The organism is Nocardioides sp. NPDC051685, from assembly GCF_044453405.1.
Classification (GTDB): Bacteria; Actinomycetota; Actinomycetes; order Propionibacteriales; family Nocardioidaceae; genus Nocardioides.
The window spans coordinates 1-17,984 of the sequence record NZ_JBITCR010000019.1 but is presented as its reverse complement, the minus strand read 5'-3'; the positions used below and the strand labels follow the sequence as shown (position 1 = coordinate 17,984).

The following is a 17,984-nucleotide window of genomic DNA, read 5'->3' as shown; positions in this document are numbered from 1 at the left end:
GAAGGAGCAACGCACGTGAGCACGCCCGCCGTCCCCGAGGGATATGACCAGGTCCTCGCACAGCTCAGAGACCGAGTCCGGTCTGCGCGCCTTGCCGCGGTTCGCAAGGTCAACACCGAGCTGATCACGCTCTACTGGGACATCGGCGCCACGATCCTCGAGCGTCAGGCGCGCGACGGCTGGGGAACCCGCGTCATTAAGCAGCTCGCCACCGATCTACGTCACGAGTTCCCCGACATGCGCGGGTTCTCCCAGCGGAACCTTCAGTACATGGCGACCGCCGCCGGCGCCTGGCCGCGCCCAATTGCGCAACAAGCTGTTGCGCAATTGCCCTGGGGCCACGTCACTGTCCTTCTCGACAAGCTCGACGACCAGTCCACCCGAGACTGGTACGCCGGTGCGGCGGCCCGCGAGGGGTGGTCGCGCAACGTGCTCCTCAACATGATCATGGGCCAGCTCCATCGCAGAATCGGCGCGGCTCCCTCGAATTTCACCGAGGTGCTCCCCGCCACGCAGACCGACCTCGCCCGCGAACTGACCAAGGACCCCTACGTCTTCGACTTCCTGGCCCAGAGCCGGCCACGGCTCGAGCGAGATCTCGAGCAGGCCCTCATGGACCGGATGCAGCAGACCCTGGCCGAGCTCGGCTCCGGGTTCGCGTTCGTCGGCAGACAGGTGCACTTCGAGGTCGACGGCGACGACTTCTACATCGACCTGCTCTTCTTCCACGTCACCCAGCTGCGCTATGTCGTCATCGAGCTCAAGAGCGGCAGGTTCACCCCGCGAGACGCCGGCCAGCTCGGCTTCTACGTGGCCCTCGTCGACGACCGACTCCGAGACACCGACACCCATGCCGAGACCGTCGGCATCCTCCTGTGCGCCGACAAGCACGACGGAGTGGTCGAGTACGCACTGAAGACCATCGACCAGCCTGTCGCGATCGCCCGTTACACCTACGACACCCTTCCCGACGACGTACGCACCCTGCTCCCCTCCCCCACCGAGGTCCTCGGCGCGATCGACGGAGCCGACTCCAAGGACCAATAGCCAGGCAGCGGCAGGAGAGCTATTCAACCTCGACCATGGCCGCGGGCGCTTCGGCCGGCTCACGAGCCCGAGACACTAACCACGGCGGCAGCCCAAGGTTCGCCGCGTGACTACGAAATCTGTCGGCGGTATCCGCCACAATTACGGGGTGAACTCCCCACGCAGCGACGATCTAGCCCGCATCCTCCGGGGCCACGTCTTCGTCGACGAGACCAAGACGAAGGACTACGTCGTTGCCGCGTCGACGCTCCTCCCGAACAACGTGGGTGCTGCTCGCAAGGCTCTGCGTGGACAACTGCTCCCGGGCCAGGACCGGATTCACTTCGCCAAGGAAGGGAACCGGTACCGGCACCGCGTCCTCGGGACGATGTGCGAGCTCGACGTCCAGGTGACGCTCTACATCGCCGCGACAAGGGACGAGCGCGCCGGCCGCGCCGCCTGTCTCAACGCCGTCCTTGACGACGTGATCAAGGACCGTGCCGCCAGCCTCGTCGTCGAGCGCGACGAGAGCCTCATGAAGTCAGACCTGGAACTCATCTCCCGGCGGCTCTACCCAGTCAACGACAAACCGACCTATCGCCTTGAGGCACCACGAGCCGAGCCGCTCCTCTGGATCAGCGACGCCGTCGCCTGGTGTTTCCAGCGTGGAGGCGAGTGGACCAAGGCCTGCCAGCCGCTCATCAGCGATCGGCGCCGCCTCGAACTCTAAGAGAAATGAGCGAGGAACGGGCCTTAGAAATAGCGCGAGCCCGGCTCATCCACCGTCCGGAAGACTGCCGGGCTTACTTCGCAGGCCTACAAGGCCCTTGCAGGCCCAACTTTACCGGCACGTGTGCACAAGTCAACACAACAGCCAAGACCAAGGTCGGCCGGCAACCCCGGCCGACCGAATGGACGAGGCCTCCGGCCTCGCGCACTTGTCGGTTTTCTCCCTCCCCGGACGTCCAATCATGACGGCCGCGCCGCTCCGGTCAACCACCGCGCCCTTCGGGCGCCGACCAAACCGGACGGCGCTTCGCTTATTTCCTTACCGGTCTGGCCGGTCCCGGCGGTTGACCTCCACGGCTCGATCGGCCGTCCTGCTTCTCCTTGCCCGGGGAGGGCGAAAAAAGGGTCGGCAACCCAGAAGCCACCCACCCTGTCCCGGCGCAGGAAGGGTCAGTCATGACCACCACTCAGAAGAACACCAGCAAGAAGGCCCAGGCCACGCCTGAGGCGTACGAGGCAGGGACCACCGTGCACGTGGCCCCCAGCAGCCTCCTCCTGGAGCGCAACATCCGCACCATCCCCCGCGACGCCGCGTTCACCGACCTGACCCGGTCCATCACCGAGGTCGGCGTCCTCGAGCCCATCGTCGCCGTCACCACCACCTCCGGTGACCTGCTCGTCCGCTTCGGCGAGCGCCGCACCCTGGCCGCGATCGAGGCACAGCGAGAGACCGTCCCCGTCTACGTCGCCGGAGCCGACTCCACCGCCAAGGACGACGAGATCGCCCGAGTCATCGCCCAACGCGAGGAGAACACCCACCGCGTCGGCCTGACCACCGCCGAAGAGATCGGCGTCGTCGGCCAGCTGGCCGCCTTCGGGCTCTCCCCCGCCCAGATCGCCAAGCGCACCCGCATCGACAAGACCACCGTCGAGACCAGCCTCACCGTCGCCAACTCCAAGATGGCCACCAAGGCCACCGAGCGCTACGACGTGCTCGGCCTGGACCAGGCCGCCGTCGTTGCCGAGTTCGAAGACGACCCCGAAGCCGTCAAGGCCCTCGTCCTCGCCGCGCACGAAGGACAGTTCGACCACACCGCCCAGCGGCTGCGGGATGACCGGATCACCGACCGGCTCCGCGTGCAGGTGGCCGCGATGCTCGACGAGTGCGGCATCACCCTGATCGAGGAGCCCGGCTACAACGACCCCAGGATCAGCAAGATCTCCGACCTGCGCGTCTCCGCCGAGGACAGCACGCGGATCACCGAAGAGGAGCACGCCACCTGCCCCGGCCACGTCGCCTGGATCAGCAACGAGTACGGCTACGTCGACGACCAGGGCAACCGGGTCACCCACCCGGCGCGCCCCACCGACCGAGACGCCGAGGACTACGAGGAGCGCCAGGCCGCCTACCAGGCCGAGGCCGACCGGATCCGCGCCGAGTGCCGCCGGATGCCCATCCCCACCGCCGTGTTCGGCTGCGCCGACTGGCGCGCCAACGGTCACCACGACCAGTTCACCGCGAGCGCCACCCGGTCCAAGCCCAAGGCCGCCGACATGAGCGAGGAGCAGCGCGCCGAAGCGGCCGCCGCCCGCAAGCTGGTCATCGACAACAACAAGGCCTGGGCCGCCACCGAGCCCGTACGCCGCGAGTGGCTCGCCACCTTCGCCAAGAGCAAGACACCGCCTAAGGGCACCGCCGCATTCCTCGCCACCGCACTCTGCCACGACGCCGAGATCCTCCACGACCGCGACGCCAACCGCCTCGCCGCCACCTGGCTCGGCAAAAAGGAGCCCGAAGGGTACGCCCGCGCCGACCTCTCCCCCGCCAAGTCCGCCACCGACCAGCGCGCCTACATGGCCGCCCTGGTCCAGGTCCTGGCCGCCCACGAGGTCGACATCCGCGACAACTCCTGGCGTCACGACGGCACCAAGAACGCCGTCGGCCGCTACCTCCGGTTCATCGCCAGCGCCGGATACGGCCTCTCCGAGGTCGAGAAGTACGCGATCTCGGCCAAAACCGCCTGATCCGGAATCCTCGATCTGAGGCCCTGGGAGCAACAAGCGGCTCCCAGGGCCCACCGAGGGGCTGAAATCGTCTCAGAACGCCCCTCGCGGCGTCGACAAGCCTCAAGCAACCACCGGCCACGGCCCAGGCGAGCCACCTATCCCAATTCAAGGCCGGAAGTCTGTAAGTCCCGAACTATCGGACTCTGTCTGACACGCCGTCGGTATCCCGACCCCAATAGACCCGCTTCCGGAGTCTGTAAGTCACAGACTCCGGACCTCTGAAAGATGGCGCACCAGAATGCCGAACTAACAGAGTCTGGGACTAGCAAAGAAACAGAGAACCGAACATCGGAAGTGACGGAGTACGGAACTACGAATGTTACGAAGTAACAGAGTCACGGAACTCCGGAAGTTACGAACTGTCGAACTTGCAGACATTCGGAGTGTCGGACAGACAGAGTTCGTGAACTCCGGTACAATCAGAGTCACGAACATCGAGAGTCCGGACCTCCCGAACTTCGGAAGATCCAGACACACAGACATACAGAGTTGCGGAACTCCGGAACTGACAAACATCGGCAGTCCCTAACTGCCGGAGAGTCGGACTGCCAAACTCTGGAAGTTCGTAATTCACGAAGTACCGAAGTGACAGACCCCCGCCACTTCGACGAGGCCAACACCTCGTCGGAACTACCGGACTTACAGAGTCCCGAACTCACAGGAGCCTCGATATGTGGATCGTCGCGATAGCCGGACAGAAGGGCGGCATCGGCAAGACCACGACGGCGATGAACCTCGCCGCCGTACTTCAGCAGAGCGCCCGCGTGCTCCTGGTCGATGTCGACAACCAGAAGTCGGCCGCCTATTGGGCCGACCAGGCAGGGGACAACCTGCCCTTCGACGTGGCCGACGACACCGACCCGAAGAACCTTTCGCACCTGCGCCGGCTGCCCGACTACGACGTCGTGGTCGTCGACACCCCCGGCTCGCTCGACGGCAAGGACGTGCTCAGCACCGTCCTGAGCCAGGTCGACTTCGCCATCCTGCCCAGCGAGCCCGCACCGCTCGCCATCCCTCCGCTGATCCGCACAATCAAGGAGCTCGTCGTTCCTGCGGACGTCGACTACCGCGTGGTGATCAACAAGGTGCCCCCGCGGGAGCTTCAGGATGCCGAGGATGCCGCCGAGCTGCTCGACTCTGCGGGCATCCCGCACTTCCGCAACTTCATCAAGGAATACAAGATCCATAAGTACGCCCCCATCGAGGGCAAGGTCGTCACCCAGTACGGCAACAACCGCGAAGCCGTCCGTGCCGCCGAGGACTTCCGCAAGGTCGCCCTCGAGCTCATGACCCACTGGGCCAGCAACCCCGCCGCCGTCGAGAGGGACTCCAACCTGAAGGCGGTCAACTGATGGCACGGCCCAAGCTCACCAACCTCATCTCCAACCTCGAGGACACCGCCCCAGAGCCCGTCGAGGCCTCTCCTGAGCCGCGTGACGGGGCACCAGCAGAGGACCCTGGCTCAGCGCCAGCGCTGCAGAGCGTGCCCGCCGCGCCGGTCGAGGCACCTGCCGAGACAGCGGTCATCGCGGAACCTGTCGAGTCGAAGCCGGCGCCGAAGAAGCGGAACGCCGCGAAGCCGGCCTCGAAGGCCAAGGCCGCGAAAGCCGCCCCTGTCGTCGAGGTCGACGGCCCGCGCTACCTCCAGCTGACCCGCAAAGAGGCTCGGTTCACCGAAGAGCAGCTCGATGCGCTCACCGTCCTGACCCGTCGGCTCAACAAGCGCCGTGGGGGAGTGGGGGAGCGGTTCACCGACAACACCCTCATCCGCGTCGCCGTCGACCTGCTCCTCTCTGAGGCCGACACGCTCCTGGGCGGTGGCGTCGCCACGACCGAAGACGAGATCCGCGACCTCCTCGGAGTCCCCGCCACTTCATAACCACACCCACAGACGCAGCGCGAGCAATCTGGGAGCCCGCGCAGCACACGCCCCGGCGAGCAATCTGGGAGCACGCCAGGGCAACAGCAGGCCCGGCAACCGATCCACCCCGGACGGTTGCCGGGCCTTCCTGCGTCTCGACGCCCCGCGCCGGCTGGGGGATGAGTCGCTAGCCGACTCCCTGAGCAATTAGGTATTCGGTTTGGTATTTAGTTTGGTTCGGTTATTTGGTGTGATAGAGTGACCTTATGACCTCGACGCCAGCGCCCACTGACCAGCAGACCTGCCGGTTCCCCGGCTGCGGCCGCCCGACCGCCCCGGCACCCGAAGGGGCCGGGCGCCCTCCCGGCTTCTGTGACAACCCCGCGCACAACAAGGCCAGCGCGTGGAAGGAGCGCCAGCGGCTGAAGAACAGCGGCAGCGCCGAGCCAGTCGCGCCGGAGGAGCGCCCGGTCACCGGTGCTCGGCAGCGTGCCGCTGAGACTGCGGCCCAGGTGATCGGGATGGCTGAGCTGCTCATGGAGCAGATGCCCCGCATCGTCGAGGAGCTGCGGACCGCTGGTGACCTCGACGCCGCCGAGGCGCAGATCGAGACCGTGCAGACCGAGGCCGAGGAACGCATCGCCTCCGCGAGCGCCCGTGCCGTCCGCGCCGAGCAGGCGCAGCGTCGGGCCGAGACCGACCGCGAGGAAGCCGACGCTGCCGCGACCGAGGCCCTGGCGCAGGTCGAGCAGCTCCAGGCCGAGCTCGCCGAGGTACGCACCCAGCTCACCCAGCGCGACACTGAGTTGGAGCAGGCCTACGGCGCCAACGACAACCTGCAGAGCGTCCTGGAGCAGGAGCGCGAGGAGGCCGAGTCGGCCAAGGCAGCGCTCGACCAGGAGATCGCCGCCCTCAAGGCTCAGCTGGCCACCGCGGTGAGCGAGCGCGACCAGCGCACCAGCGACCTCGAGGCAGCCCGTACCCAACGCGATGAGGCAGCCGGCCGCGCCGAGAGCGCCACCCGGCAGGCACAGCAGGAGGAGCAGGCTGCCCGCGAAGCACGAGCCCAGCTCGACACCACGCGCGCCCAGGTCGACCAGCTGCAGACCCAGATCGCTGACCTACGCAGCGCCGAGGCCACCGCCCGGGCCGAGCGTGACGCGGCCAAGGCCGACATCGAGCGCGAGCGCCAACACGCCACCGAGCGCATCGACGACGTGCGCTCCGGGCTCACCGAGCAGATCGACCGGCTGCGCACCGACCTCGCCGAGCAGCGCGCAGAGGCGGCCGCCGCGGCCAAGGCTCACCGCCAGGAGCTCGACGCGATCCGCGCCGAGAGCGGCAAGGCCCGCAAGACCACGAAGGACTGACTTCTCGAATGAGTGAACCGCAGCCTCCACTGCGTGGAGACTGCGGCCCTTAGGTCACGCGTGCGGCGTGTCGTTAGGCAGCTACTGCAGCCCTGACGGTCTCGCCCAGGTGGTCGACCACGACCGTGTCGCGCCAGTGGCGCTTCCCCTCACCGTCGGTCCACGACTCGGTCTCGACGTGGCCGACAACGACCACGCTCGATCCCTTGGACATCGAGCCGAGCGCCTCGGCCCGGCGGCGCCAGGCCTTGAGGTAGTACCGGGTCGGCTCGCCATCGATCCACTGCTCACCGATGTCGGTCTCCTGCTTGGTCCGGTGGTTGACGAGCACGACGGCCTCGCACACCGAGGTTCCGGTGTTGGGGGTGCTGGTCAGCTCGGGGTCGGCCGCGAGCCGGCCTTCGAAGCACACGATGATCGGCATGATCTCTCACTCCTTACTGGTTGCGGCCCTACCGGGCACTTGGGTTTGCCGGCAGTGACCTCACGGTCGCGAGCCGGGTCGTTCTTGGTCCTGTTGGCCACTCGGACCCCGTGCTCCCGATAGAGGCCGCCCATGCGGCCGGAGTGTTCGGGCAAGGGTCGCCGGAGGCGACATGCTCCGCCCTTGCCCGGTTCTCCGGCCGTGTCATCGTGGGTGCCTCGGGAGCACGGGATTTCCCGCCCGTCTGGAGATCCGGACGGGGGAGTGAGGCAGCCGTCACCGGCAGGTGACGCCCCCTCGGGTTTGAGGTCGCCGAACCACCACCCACACCCACCTGTGGCAAGTGGCCCAGCGACCAGAACATGGGATCGGGCATCACTCGATCGCCCCGATCAGATCGAAGGCCGCACATGAGGCGGCCTCGATGACGTCGTCGCCGGCGCCGCACACGCGCAGGCAGCTGGAGGCAACCGCGGCCGCGCACAGGTCGTCGATCCGGTCTCCATCGGTACGCATCCCGATCACGACCTCGACCAGCTGCATCAGCAGTGCACCCCATCGGAGTCCTCCGATGTCGGTGCCACCGGCCACTGGGGCGGCGAACCGGTCGTAGGCGTCGAGCAGCTCGCTGCGGGTGAGGTCGAATCGGTCGTAACCTTCCATGCCGCGCACTTCTGGCAGCCGTGCCAGGGCGCCGCCGTTGTGCGGGGCCTGCGCGAGTGTGCGTACGTCGAGGAGCGCCAGCAGGTACAGCAGCGTCGATGGCGTCGCGTCTCGCTCGCTGCCGAGGAGCTCGAGCTTCTCGATCTTGTCGACCGTGGGCCGGATCGAGCGCTGCAGCACCTCGAGGAGGATCTCCTCCTTGCACGCGAAGTGGTAGTAGAGCGAGGCCTGCCGGATCCCGACCGACTCGGCAATCTCCCGAGTCGAGGTCCCGGCTACGCCCTGATCGACGAACAGCCGCGCGGCTGCGTCGATGATCTCCTCACGCGGCACCATCCCGGCTGTCGGTCGAGGCGTATGCCTTGGCCGACCAGGGCCGGGTCGAGGGTCGCGAGTGGGTCCCATGGTCATCACGAAACCGCAGGCCCTGGGGACATTCCTACGTCGTCCCCGAACCATTTCGGGACGCCTAAAACGTCCCAAACGTCCCAAGAAATCTGACGACACGAACCCATCTCGCGTCCGGCGGACGCCGGACGCGAGGCTTCAGGCGTCGATAAGCCGCGCCAGGTGCCGGCGAAGCGCGGCGACGTCAGCTAGGTCTGGCAGGACGGCGGTAGCGCCGGCGTCGGTGAGTTGGTCGACCGTGTGGACGCCGGTGGCGACCGCCAGTACGTACGCTCCGCCGCGCCGGCCGGCATCGACGTCGCGTGGGGTGTCGCCGATCAGCACCGTGTTGCGCTCGTCGAATCTGCGTCCGTAGCGGCCGCTGGCTCGTCGCTGCGCGCAGGTCACCAGGTCGGCACGGTCCTCACTATCGGCTCCGTAGGCCCCGACGTCGAGGTCGAAGCCATCGACGAGACCCTGCGCTCGTAGCTTCATCTCGGCGTTGGGCCGGACGTTCCCGGTCAACACCGACTGAATCGTGCCGGGTACGGATCCCAGGTGCCCGACCGCGGCCAGCACGCCAGGAAGGACTGACCCGCGAGCGCGCATCGCCTCGTATCTGGCAGCGCCAGCGCGCTCGAGCGCACCGGCGACGACAGCCCAGCGCGGCATCTGCAGCCCTTGGTCGGCGAACATTGTGCGCATGATCGTCCGATCCGTACGCCCACCTGTCCTCGCCGCGACCCGCGGCTCGACGCCAGTCAACTCCTCGAACGCCGCTGCGTAGGTCTCCTTGCTGACGCCGCCGTTGTCCACCAACGTGTGGTCAACGTCCCACAAGACCAACAACCCGTGCTCCGCTGCGGAGGGAGGAGCCGGCGACGACACCGTCGCGGGCCTGAACGTCTCGGAGATCACGGCCATACCGAGCAGCCTACGCACGAACTCACGGCCCGGCACGCGTGAAACGTCCCCTAAAAGTCCCGTACGCTGGTCGGCATGAACGAGCGCCTCCGGGGAGCGCTGGCTCAGCAACGGATTTCTGTCGCCGAGCTCGCCCAAAAGATCGACACCGACGCCAAGACGGTGCAGCGATGGATCACGACCGGCCGCCAGCCACACGCACGGAACCAGCGCGCGGCGGCCGCCGCGCTGGGCGTCTCCGCGGCCTACCTGTGGCCCGACTCTACGCACCACGACTCCTACGCCAGTACAGGTGCCCGCTCCGAGCTGGTAGCGACCTATCCCGATCGCGCCAGTGTGCCTCAGGCCGTGTGGCGCACGCTGCTCGATCACGCCGAGCAACACATCGACGTACTCGTCTTCTCCGGCACCTTCCTCGCCCAGAGCAACCCGCGGTTGCCTGCGATGCTGATCCGACGCGCTGCGGCCGGCGCCCAGGTCAGGCTCTGCTTCGGTGACCCTGACAGCGCCGCGGTCGCACTGCGAGGCGAGGAGGAAGGCATTGGCGCCGCGCTCGGAGCGAAGATCGGCGCGAGCCTGAGCTACTTCACAGACCTCGCCCGCTCACCAGGGTGCGAGGTCCGGCTGCATGGGTGCGCCGTGTACGCCTCGATCTTCCGCTACGACTCAGATGCCATGATCAACCCGCACATCTGGGGCAGCCCGGCCAGTGCCAACCCACTGCTCCACATCCGCGACCTCGGAGAGGACTCCATGTTCCATAAGTACACCGAGAGCTTCGAGAAGGTCTGGGACCAATCGAAGCCCTGGGGCCTGGCGTGAACACTCGCATCGAGCATTGGCGCAACCCTGACGCCCCCAAGCCCAACTCACTGGTACCGGCGTCGAACATCCTGGTCGTCAACGACGCCGGCGAGATCCTGCTCCAGCGTCGACGCGACACTGGCCAGTGGGCACTGCCCGGTGGGAAGCAGGAGTTCGGCGAAACGCCGAGCGCCTGCGCCATACGCGAGGGCGAGGAAGAGACCGGCGTACGCGCAGAGGTCACCGGCCTGCTTGGCGTCTATAGCGACCCCGCGCACCTGATCGAGTACCTCAGCGACGGCGAGGTCCGTCAGGAGTACGAAGTCACCTTCATCGGCCGGCCCGTCGCAGGAGAGCCCACGGTCAACGACGAGGCCTCCGACGTACGTTGGGTTGCCGAGGCCGCGCTCGACCAATACGACATCCACCCGACCATGCGCCGCCAGATCGACGACTACCTCAATCAGCGGTACCCGGTCGCAGACTGACTCGCGCCGCTGACTCGTTCACAGACCCCGGACGGAGGCTCGCGCAGCAGCCTGAGCCTCCGCCCGGGCAACCACCTGGCCAACGGTCGGGGCAGCCGTCAACCACGTGCGGTGAACCACGCTGTCAGGCTCGTAGCGGGTCAGGATCTCCGCGACCCGCTCATCGAAGCTCAGCCGCTCACCGCCGGGACCGGTGGTTAGATCGGCGGCCGCCACGAGGTCGTCGAGCTCGGTGTCCCCGAACTCGAACTCCGCCAGTTCTCCCACGAGATCGCGTTCGCGTGCCTCAAACCGGGCACCGGAGTGATGCGCGACAAGCTTCACCACCTCGGGTGGCCAGTCCTGGCCACGCAGCCAGCGGGCACCATCAAGCGGGTGGAAGCCAGTTGAGGAAATTTCGTGTGCGTAGCCGATGTCGTGCAGCCACGCCGCCGAGACCACGGTCTCGACTTGGTCGGCCTCGAGGCCGACGCTGAGCTCGAGGGCGCGACGGGCGACACCCTGCACATGCCGCCATCGGCGACCCAAAGGCGCGACGTACTGCTCAGCCACCACCGCCGCATTCACCACCAGGTCTCCCACAGACATCACGCTAACCCGGGGGAGTAGGGCCTGACGGTCGTCCACGCCTTCCCCGGTTGTCACCTTCCCCAACCGCTCACGGACCATAGGCCGCGCCGCCGAGCCGCAAGGGAAGCAGTGCCCTCCTACGTCGGCCCTTGCAGCTCGGCCAGCTGATGCGGCCCGATCTGGTCCCGTGGTTGGGGAAGCCACACCGGGTGAGGCGGAAAGCCCGTCTCACCCGCCCCAAACTCCCTCGGCGGGAAGCCGGTACCTGGCTCGTCCTTCACGAGCCGGAGGGTCGCCCAGCCAGCGCACAAGACGCTGGCACTCTTCTCGACCCGCGAAAACCCTTCCCGTCGAGGGACTCCAACTCCATAGCGGCCGACACCGACCGTCCCGTTCGAGGCCGGGGCTGGCACGGGAAGCACCGAGCCAGAGGGTCGCCCCGCGCGGCCCGGACCCGGTCCCCGAAGGACTCCCTGCCGGGGGATAGCCCCGAGGTGCTGCCACCTCCTGTTCAGTCAGCCGGCTCCCGGAAGGAGGGGGCATTGCCCCGGGAGCAGATCCCGGGGCAATGCCCGCGCGTCAGGCCTGGGTCTGGTGAAGGCTCAAGGCGAGGAGCGCAGCACCAAGTCGAGGTGTGTGCTGCGCCGGCCTTGACGGTCGACCACTGCGACCAAGTGGTGGTCGCGCACGTCGACGACCCGTAGTCCGCGCTCGAGGACGGTCTCGCCTGCATCGTCGGTCAGGTCGACCAGCTCGCCGATCGCAAGGCGCGGAGCAAGCACATAGCCGTCAGCGGCTGCGGCCGCGTCCGTAAGGTGTCCGCGCACAGCCTCGAGCATTTTCGCCACCTCGCTGGCGGCGGGGATCGTGCCATCGGCACGACGGATCCGGTCGGCCTGCTGGCCGAGCAGGTCGAAGACCTCCGACCCGAGGAAGCTGTGCAACGGTCGGCCGACGTACGTCATCGACCCAGTATCAACCCCGCGCCCAGGTCGCCCAGGGGGATCACGTCGACGACCACGAGTTTGCTCGCGAGCAGGAGCTGACGATCGGCCCGTCCTGAGCCGCGCCACCACGGTCCGCTCCCGGGACTGCCGCTTCTCGGAGAGCATCCCCAGCGCTAGGCGAAGCCTCAGGGCCGCGCCAGCCCGGTCAACCCTCGCACCCCAATGGGGCGCCGTCGTCCACCGACAAAGTCGGATCGGCGCTCCGCAAGCTCCGCTGATTTCCTCACCGACTTTCTCGGCTCCCGCCGGTCCCGAGGGTTGACCGGCCCGGCTCCACCGGCCCCGACGTCCTCTCCACGCCCGGGGAGGGCCAAGAACGGCCAGCACCCAAGCGGCCACCCAGGACCCGGCGCAGGAAGGGCAAACCGATGTCTCGCTACAACATCAAGACCGCCCCGGCCATCGTCGACGGGATGCCTCACCTGGCCTACTACGACCGAGCATCGCTCCTCAGCTTCGTCTGGTCCGGCCGCCCCAACGAGCCGATCCACGTCCAGCATGGCGGCTACGGCGAGCCGACGATCGCTCTCATCGATATCGAGGCGTTCTACCCGGCCGGCGAGCAGAGCCCCGCCGAGCTCTTCGACTGGTACCGCGACCTCTGCGACACGTGGAACCTCGCCTGGGACGGCATCCACGACGTCGACGCCACCACCAGCGCCGCCGCTGGCGTCGAGCAGGTCGAGCCCGGACTCTTCGTCGTCCGGATCTGATCCCCAGCGTCGGTCAAGAGAGCTCGTCGTCCCGTTCGACTCAGTCGGACGGGACGATCCCGAGCTGGGCCGCGATCAGGGCAGCCTGTGTACGGCGCTGGACGTGGAGTTTCGAGAGGACGCTGGACACCAGGTTCCTGGCCGCATTCTCCGAGACGCCCAGCGCGGCTGCGATCTCGCGATTAGTCAGCCCCTCGCCGAGGCGCACGAGGACTTGGTTCTCCGCAGCGGTGAACCCGGACACGGACACAGACGTCTTGCCCCTGTAGGTCATCTTCGTGACCCGGGGCGACCCGACGGGCGCCTTGGACCGCGGGGTGTTGCTCGGCGGGGAAGACTTCGCCGCTGCCTTCTCCCGTGGCACGGCGCGGCCGAGGAGCTGGTAGGTGTTGCGGACCCGCTGAGAACTGAACCCGGACGTTTTCGAGACGGCCCTCTTGTTCACAAACAGGAGAGTGCGCCCGACGAGCTCGCTGGTGCCGCGGGACCTGATGGTCGGGGTGAGCCCATAGCGTGCAGGGAAGCGCTCAGTGCTCCACCACGTCGGCTCGCCGTCGAGATTGCGGCCCTCGAGGAGAACTAGAAGCATCGCAACCCCGGCCGCCGACATCACCTGGATATCGCCCTCCACCGTCCAAAGTTCGATCGGCACCTTGAAGTAGGTGTAGCCAGACGTGTTCGGGCCCGAGGGCAACGAGTACGGCTCACCGGTGCCCGCCTCGTCCAGGAGGGTGATCACCGTCGACTCACCGCGGCGACGCTCAAGACTGATGAGGCCCATCCCCTCGAGGACATCGAGGGCGTTGGCAACCCGTCGGGCGCCGTGCGTGTCCGGCTCAGGCAGCCCAAGCAGCGCGGCCCACAAGCGGGCCTGGATGTCAGTGGAGAACGGTGGTGCCGAACACCGCCAGATAAGGGCCAAGTACAACTTCAACGGAACAGCACCGCCGCGGCCGCGCCGCGCCACCAGCTCGGCCAGCGGGGCGCGACCGCCGGTCTCGCCCGCGTTCACAAACGTCCGGCGCACCGGGATCGACGTGCGCGCGGGAGTGCGAGCAGCCAGGTCCTGGGCCGCTCTCAACGACCACACGGGCGCCCTCTCGAGGGTCTCCAGTTCCGTCTCCTGCACCTCGGTGGCAGCGACTTGAACGCTCTTGGCGGACACGGTTGCTCCTATGCTCTACCCGGATCTATGCAGTCCTACATACTTCTCCACAACACGACGGAGTAACTCGTCTGCTATCACATTAGCGTTCTTGCTAAGACTGCCTTGGTGTCTAGTCTACTATGACGAACACGCGTAGCTGCTCAGCGAAAGACGCAGCATTCTGAGCGTAAGTTTCGGCACTCGGTCCAGTAGAGTCCTCATCACGCAGGTCAGCAAGGCGTCTTAGCCACAGAAACTATCGCAGCAGCCAGCTGTGAATAGCGTGTCCTGGACGCGCTGGTCGCCACGAGACCTGCCAGCTGTAGAGCGCGCGGACACCCGGAGCCGCGTTGTCCTGACTCCCGTCGGCGAGGTGACCCGCTCAAGGGATCCAGTCAGGGCTCTCAGCGGAGTGGAGTCGTGGGTGGAACCACGACTCCACTTTCCGTTTTGGGCGTCACCACAGCTGACCAGGACGCAGCCGGTCGTCGTAGCCCCCGCCGTGGCCCGGTCCATCCGGCAAGGGGTCGTGTGCCAGGCACCTAGAGGCAACAGAGCCAGGGCCCGGCTCCGCCGGGATCGAGCCGGCGTACGCCGGCACCAACGTGAAGTTTTCGTCCTCCCCGGGCCTCCGATTCTGACGGCCGCGCCGCTCCGGTCAACCACCGCGCCTGCGGCGCCGGCCCGGCCGGACGGCGCTCCGCTTACTTCCTTACCGCCCGGACCGGTCCCGATGGTTGACCTCCACGGCTCCACCGGCCGTCGCCATCTCCATTGCCCGGGGAGGGCGAAAAAAGGGTCGGCAACCCAGAAGCCGACACCCGGTCCCGGCGCAGGAAGTGAGCATTTCTGATGGCTCATGAGATCGAGACTTACGGCGGCAAGGACGAGGAGCGCGCCGGCACTACGACGACGGCTGAGCCTGGTGCTGGGGTGCGGGTGGAGCACACCGCCGAAGGCACCCTCGTGCACGGCACCACGCGCGGTGACCACGCCCAGGTCGACGCGTTGAAGGCTGAAGGGTTCAAGTGGTCCCGCAACCTCGGTGCCTGGTACCTGCCGCGCAATCTGCGGCAGGAAACCCGCGACCGGAAGGTCGCCGCACTGCAACGGGCGCTGCCCGGTGCCGAGGTCGAGTCCGACGGCCGCCGGCAGACAGCCGCAGAGCGTCACGCCGCCAAGCTCGAGCGGGCGAACGAGCGCGCCGAGCGGAAGACCGCACAGGCGGACCGGTTGCAGGCCGCCGCCGAGGCGCAGGAGAAACGATCGAACGACTACCTCTCCGCGATCCCGCTGGGGCAGCCGAACATCACCGACACCGCATCGGGGCGTGCGTTCGCGAACAAGCGCGCCAAGATGCAGGAGCTCGGGGCCCGGGCGTGGGAGACCCAGAAGGACGCCACCGCGGCCCGCGAGGCCGCTGAACGTGCCGCCGAGGCCGCGAAGGGTGCCATCAACCCGGTCACCGTCCGCAACCGGATCAAGAAGAACGAGGCCGACATCCGCAAGTGGCGTCGTGAGCTCGAGGGCACCAAACCGACCTGGTACACCAACGCCGACGGCGACTCGGTGTTCGGGAACCGCCCGGCCACGGGGCAGCGGAAGACGGATCTGGAGCGCTACATCGAGCGCGCCCAGGACCAGGTCGACTTCGACCGGTCCCAGCTCGACGCGGCGGGGGTCAAGACCTACAGCCGCGACACGGTCGCACCGGGTGACTTCATCAAGTACGGCGGCGACTGGTATCCGGTGCTGAAGTCGAACGCGAAGTCGGCCTCGATCCCGTGGTTCACGGGGAGCACGTGGACCGCCGACTGGGAGAAGGTGACCGACCACAAGTCGGCCGATGAGTTCTCCGAGGACCAGCTGCAGCGGCTGATCGACGACGCCCGCGCCAAGATCGACCGCCGCTACGGCGAAGGTGAACAGGCCAAGCTCAAGCTGAAGGCGTACGAGGCCGCGATGAGCCGGAAGAGGTCAGCTGGTCGGTCCTGACCAGCGACGAGCGCCGCCAGTTGGCGGCCGGCGGGGGAGGACCTCCCGGTCTTCCCCCGGCCAGCTGTCCCGCGTCGCGGCGATGCCGGCAACACCCGGAAACCGCGAAGTCGACCAGCCGACCAGCTGCGCTGGACAGCACCAAGCCCCGACGGGGCAAACGCACAGTCAACAGCGACAGGCGGCCGACGACAGAGGCCGGCCGATCGAACGGCCCTTCGGGCCGTGCAGCCCTGAACACAAGACGTTGTTGGTCCTCCCCGGGCCTCCGATTCTGACGGCCGCGCCGCTCCACGCAACCACCGCGCCTACGGCGCCGGCCCGCCCGCACGAACTCGGATCGGCGCTCCGCAAGCTCCGCTTATTTCCTCACCGACTTCGCTAGTCGGCCCGGTCCCGGTGGTTGCCCTCCGCGGCTCCACCGGCCGTCGCCATCTCCATTGCCCGGGGAGGTCCAAAAAACGGTCGGCAACCCAGAAGCCACCACCCGACTCCCGGCGCAGAAGGAGTACCAGCCATGCCCGCGCCCAAGGCCCGCAAGCGTACGCAGAAGGTCCGCTACCGCGGCTCCCAGCACTTCCTCCACGGCGAGTACGACCTCATCCGCGAGTGCTGCTGCCAGGACGTCAACCAGCACGGCCTCGCCCTCCCCAACGTCGTCCTCTACAACCCCGAGACCGACGTACGCCTCAGCCACGTACGCCCCGAGTCCTGGGTCCCCGTCGACACCGGCGACGCCTCCGGGATCGGGACCGTCGAGTGCGACCTGTGCGACTGGACCCACGACACCCGCGACTGGGCCGACGCGCTCAGCGCCAAGGCCGACCACTACCACCAGGCCCACGGACAGCGGGTCCCGATCCCGCTCGCGAGCTGACCACCCACACCAGGGGAGGGCCACCGCAGGCCCTCCCCGCACCCCTCCGAAGGAGACGAACCGATGAGCACCACCCAGACCACCGAGGCGATCGAGCCGACCTGGATCACCGTCAGCCGCGGCGAGCGCCACTTCGGCACCGGCCCGATCTTCCTCGCCGAAGCCGACGTCGACGGCAGCCACTTCACCGCCTGCATCAGCACCCACGCCGACACCACCAAGGGCTACGAGCTCGACGTCGCCAGCAGCAGCGGCCCCAGCTGGTCCACCCACGCCGACACCCTCGCCGAAGCCAAAGCCGACTTCGCCCGCTACCTCAACGCCACCCCGCCCGACGAGCACGACCAGGACGCGACCGACGCCCTCGCCGGCACCGAGAAGGAGAACAACCGATGAGCACCATGACCACCCGAACCCGAGGCATCAGCCAGGCCAACGCCCGGACTCCGCTGTGCGGAGCCTTCGACGAGATCCGCGGCCTCAACCTGCACCTGCTCCACCAGACCACCGGGCCCCTCGCCTACATGGACGCCACCAACGGCGGCATCTCCGCACCCGGCCACGACAGCATCACCCTCGTCGGATGGACCGGGCACGACATCACCAACCCCGACCAGCCCGTCGAGCACGTCGTCGCGCTCGAGGCCGACAGCCAGGTCTTCACCCCGTCGACCGCCTCCTGGCCCGTCGCCCTGGAGATCCGCAACCACTACCACGGCATCACCGCCGCCCTGGTCCCCGTCTACGACTTCGACGGCCACACCTGGACCAAGGTCCCCGCCACCATGGCCGGAGGCAACTACGCCACCGGTGACAGCCGCTTCACCGACCTCATCAGCCGCCGACTCGGGCACTACTTCTACGGCGCCGTCGCCATCCACGACCGCCTCGAATAGCCCCTCGCGGCGAACCGCCGGCCTCCGGGCCGGCGG

At 67.7% G+C, this 17,984-nt stretch carries 19 protein-coding genes; 13 read left to right on the top strand and 6 right to left on the bottom strand.

All coding sequences use genetic code 11. The annotated features are described in order from the left end of the window. Positions 1 to 15 precede the first annotated feature (15 nt). The 6 genes from ACIA03_RS29075 to ACIA03_RS29050 all read left to right on the top strand — a co-directional run bounded on the left by ACIA03_RS29075 (position 16) and on the right by ACIA03_RS29050 (position 7,053). The gene (locus ACIA03_RS29075; RefSeq protein WP_396988987.1) at positions 16 to 1,047 is read left to right on the top strand and encodes a YhcG family protein; all 1,032 of its coding nucleotides are present in this window, start codon (positions 16 to 18) and stop codon (positions 1,045 to 1,047) included. 106 nt (positions 1,048 to 1,153) lie between these two features. Further along, positions 1,154 to 1,756 (top strand): hypothetical protein, encoded by a 603-nt coding sequence (locus tag ACIA03_RS29070; RefSeq protein ID WP_396988986.1) that lies wholly within the window; start codon positions 1,154 to 1,156, stop codon positions 1,754 to 1,756. A 455-nt stretch (positions 1,757 to 2,211) separates the two neighbouring features. Then, positions 2,212 to 3,780 (top strand): ParB/RepB/Spo0J family partition protein, encoded by a 1,569-nt coding sequence (locus ACIA03_RS29065; protein WP_396988985.1) that lies wholly within the window; start codon positions 2,212 to 2,214, stop codon positions 3,778 to 3,780. A gap of 713 nt (positions 3,781 to 4,493) precedes the next feature. Continuing rightward, positions 4,494 to 5,174, top strand: a complete 681-nt coding sequence (locus tag ACIA03_RS29060; RefSeq protein ID WP_396988984.1) for an AAA family ATPase — start codon at positions 4,494 to 4,496, stop codon at positions 5,172 to 5,174. Continuing rightward, positions 5,174 to 5,701 (top strand): hypothetical protein, encoded by a 528-nt coding sequence (locus ACIA03_RS29055; RefSeq protein WP_396988983.1) that lies wholly within the window; start codon positions 5,174 to 5,176, stop codon positions 5,699 to 5,701. The genes ACIA03_RS29060 and ACIA03_RS29055 overlap by 1 nt, the downstream gene beginning before the upstream one ends. 248 nt (positions 5,702 to 5,949) lie before the next feature. Further along, positions 5,950 to 7,053 (top strand): hypothetical protein, encoded by a 1,104-nt coding sequence (locus ACIA03_RS29050; RefSeq protein ID WP_396988982.1) that lies wholly within the window; start codon positions 5,950 to 5,952, stop codon positions 7,051 to 7,053. Positions 7,054 to 7,126: 73 nt separating this feature from the next. On the opposite strand, the gene ACIA03_RS29045 is transcribed toward ACIA03_RS29050, so the two are convergent. From ACIA03_RS29045 to ACIA03_RS29035, 3 genes are all read right to left on the bottom strand, one after another. Continuing rightward, positions 7,127 to 7,477 (bottom strand): single-stranded DNA-binding protein, encoded by a 351-nt coding sequence (locus ACIA03_RS29045; RefSeq protein WP_396988981.1) that lies wholly within the window; start codon positions 7,475 to 7,477, stop codon positions 7,127 to 7,129. Between the two features lie 375 nt (positions 7,478 to 7,852). Further along, positions 7,853 to 8,476 (bottom strand): TetR/AcrR family transcriptional regulator, encoded by a 624-nt coding sequence (locus ACIA03_RS29040; protein ID WP_396988980.1) that lies wholly within the window; start codon positions 8,474 to 8,476, stop codon positions 7,853 to 7,855. 210 nt (positions 8,477 to 8,686) lie between these two features. Continuing rightward, on the bottom strand, positions 8,687 to 9,451 hold the full coding sequence (locus ACIA03_RS29035; protein WP_396988979.1) for an HAD family hydrolase: 765 nt from the start codon (positions 9,449 to 9,451) through the stop codon (positions 8,687 to 8,689). Between the two features lie 75 nt (positions 9,452 to 9,526). On the opposite strand from ACIA03_RS29035, the gene ACIA03_RS29030 reads away from it, so the two are divergent. After that, entirely contained in the window at positions 9,527 to 10,273 is a 747-nt protein-coding gene (locus ACIA03_RS29030) for an XRE family transcriptional regulator (protein WP_396988978.1), read from the top strand. Further along, entirely contained in the window at positions 10,270 to 10,743 is a 474-nt protein-coding gene (locus tag ACIA03_RS29025; protein ID WP_396988977.1) for an NUDIX hydrolase, read from the top strand. Before ACIA03_RS29030 ends, ACIA03_RS29025 begins: the two co-directional genes overlap by 4 nt. An 18-nt stretch (positions 10,744 to 10,761) precedes the next feature. Here the strand turns inward: ACIA03_RS29025 and ACIA03_RS29020 are convergent, their stop codons facing one another. Both ACIA03_RS29020 and ACIA03_RS29015 read right to left on the bottom strand, forming a co-directional pair. Beyond that, the gene (locus ACIA03_RS29020; protein ID WP_396988976.1) at positions 10,762 to 11,325 is read right to left on the bottom strand and encodes an HD domain-containing protein; all 564 of its coding nucleotides are present in this window, start codon (positions 11,323 to 11,325) and stop codon (positions 10,762 to 10,764) included. Between the two features lie 590 nt (positions 11,326 to 11,915). Next, the gene (locus tag ACIA03_RS29015) at positions 11,916 to 12,278 is read right to left on the bottom strand and encodes a hypothetical protein (RefSeq protein WP_396988975.1); all 363 of its coding nucleotides are present in this window, start codon (positions 12,276 to 12,278) and stop codon (positions 11,916 to 11,918) included. Positions 12,279 to 12,688: 410 nt separating this feature from the next. Between ACIA03_RS29015 and ACIA03_RS29010 the strand changes: the two genes are divergently transcribed. Then, positions 12,689 to 13,033, top strand: coding sequence for a hypothetical protein (locus tag ACIA03_RS29010; protein ID WP_396988974.1), 345 nt, complete (start codon positions 12,689 to 12,691; stop codon positions 13,031 to 13,033). A gap of 40 nt (positions 13,034 to 13,073) precedes the next feature. Here the strand turns inward: ACIA03_RS29010 and ACIA03_RS29005 are convergent, their stop codons facing one another. Further along, complete coding sequence (locus ACIA03_RS29005) at positions 13,074 to 14,198, bottom strand: response regulator transcription factor (RefSeq protein ID WP_396988973.1); 1,125 nt, start codon at positions 14,196 to 14,198, stop codon at positions 13,074 to 13,076. 834 nt (positions 14,199 to 15,032) lie between these two features. Between ACIA03_RS29005 and ACIA03_RS29000 the strand changes: the two genes are divergently transcribed. The 4 genes from ACIA03_RS29000 (at position 15,033) to ACIA03_RS28985 (ending at position 17,948) form a co-directional block, all read left to right on the top strand. After that, positions 15,033 to 16,175, top strand: coding sequence for a DUF3560 domain-containing protein (locus ACIA03_RS29000; RefSeq protein WP_396988972.1), 1,143 nt, complete (start codon positions 15,033 to 15,035; stop codon positions 16,173 to 16,175). 517 nt (positions 16,176 to 16,692) lie between these two features. Beyond that, positions 16,693 to 17,052 carry a hypothetical protein gene (locus ACIA03_RS28995; RefSeq protein ID WP_396988971.1) on the top strand — a complete coding sequence of 120 codons (360 nt, stop codon included), beginning with the start codon at positions 16,693 to 16,695 and terminating at the stop codon, positions 17,050 to 17,052. Positions 17,053 to 17,115: 63 nt separating this feature from the next. Next, complete coding sequence (locus ACIA03_RS28990) at positions 17,116 to 17,448, top strand: hypothetical protein (RefSeq protein WP_396988970.1); 333 nt, start codon at positions 17,116 to 17,118, stop codon at positions 17,446 to 17,448. Continuing rightward, a complete protein-coding gene (locus tag ACIA03_RS28985; protein ID WP_396988969.1) occupies positions 17,445 to 17,948 on the top strand; it encodes a hypothetical protein in 504 nt (167 codons plus the stop codon). Before ACIA03_RS28990 ends, ACIA03_RS28985 begins: the two co-directional genes overlap by 4 nt. Positions 17,949 to 17,984 lie beyond the last annotated feature (36 nt).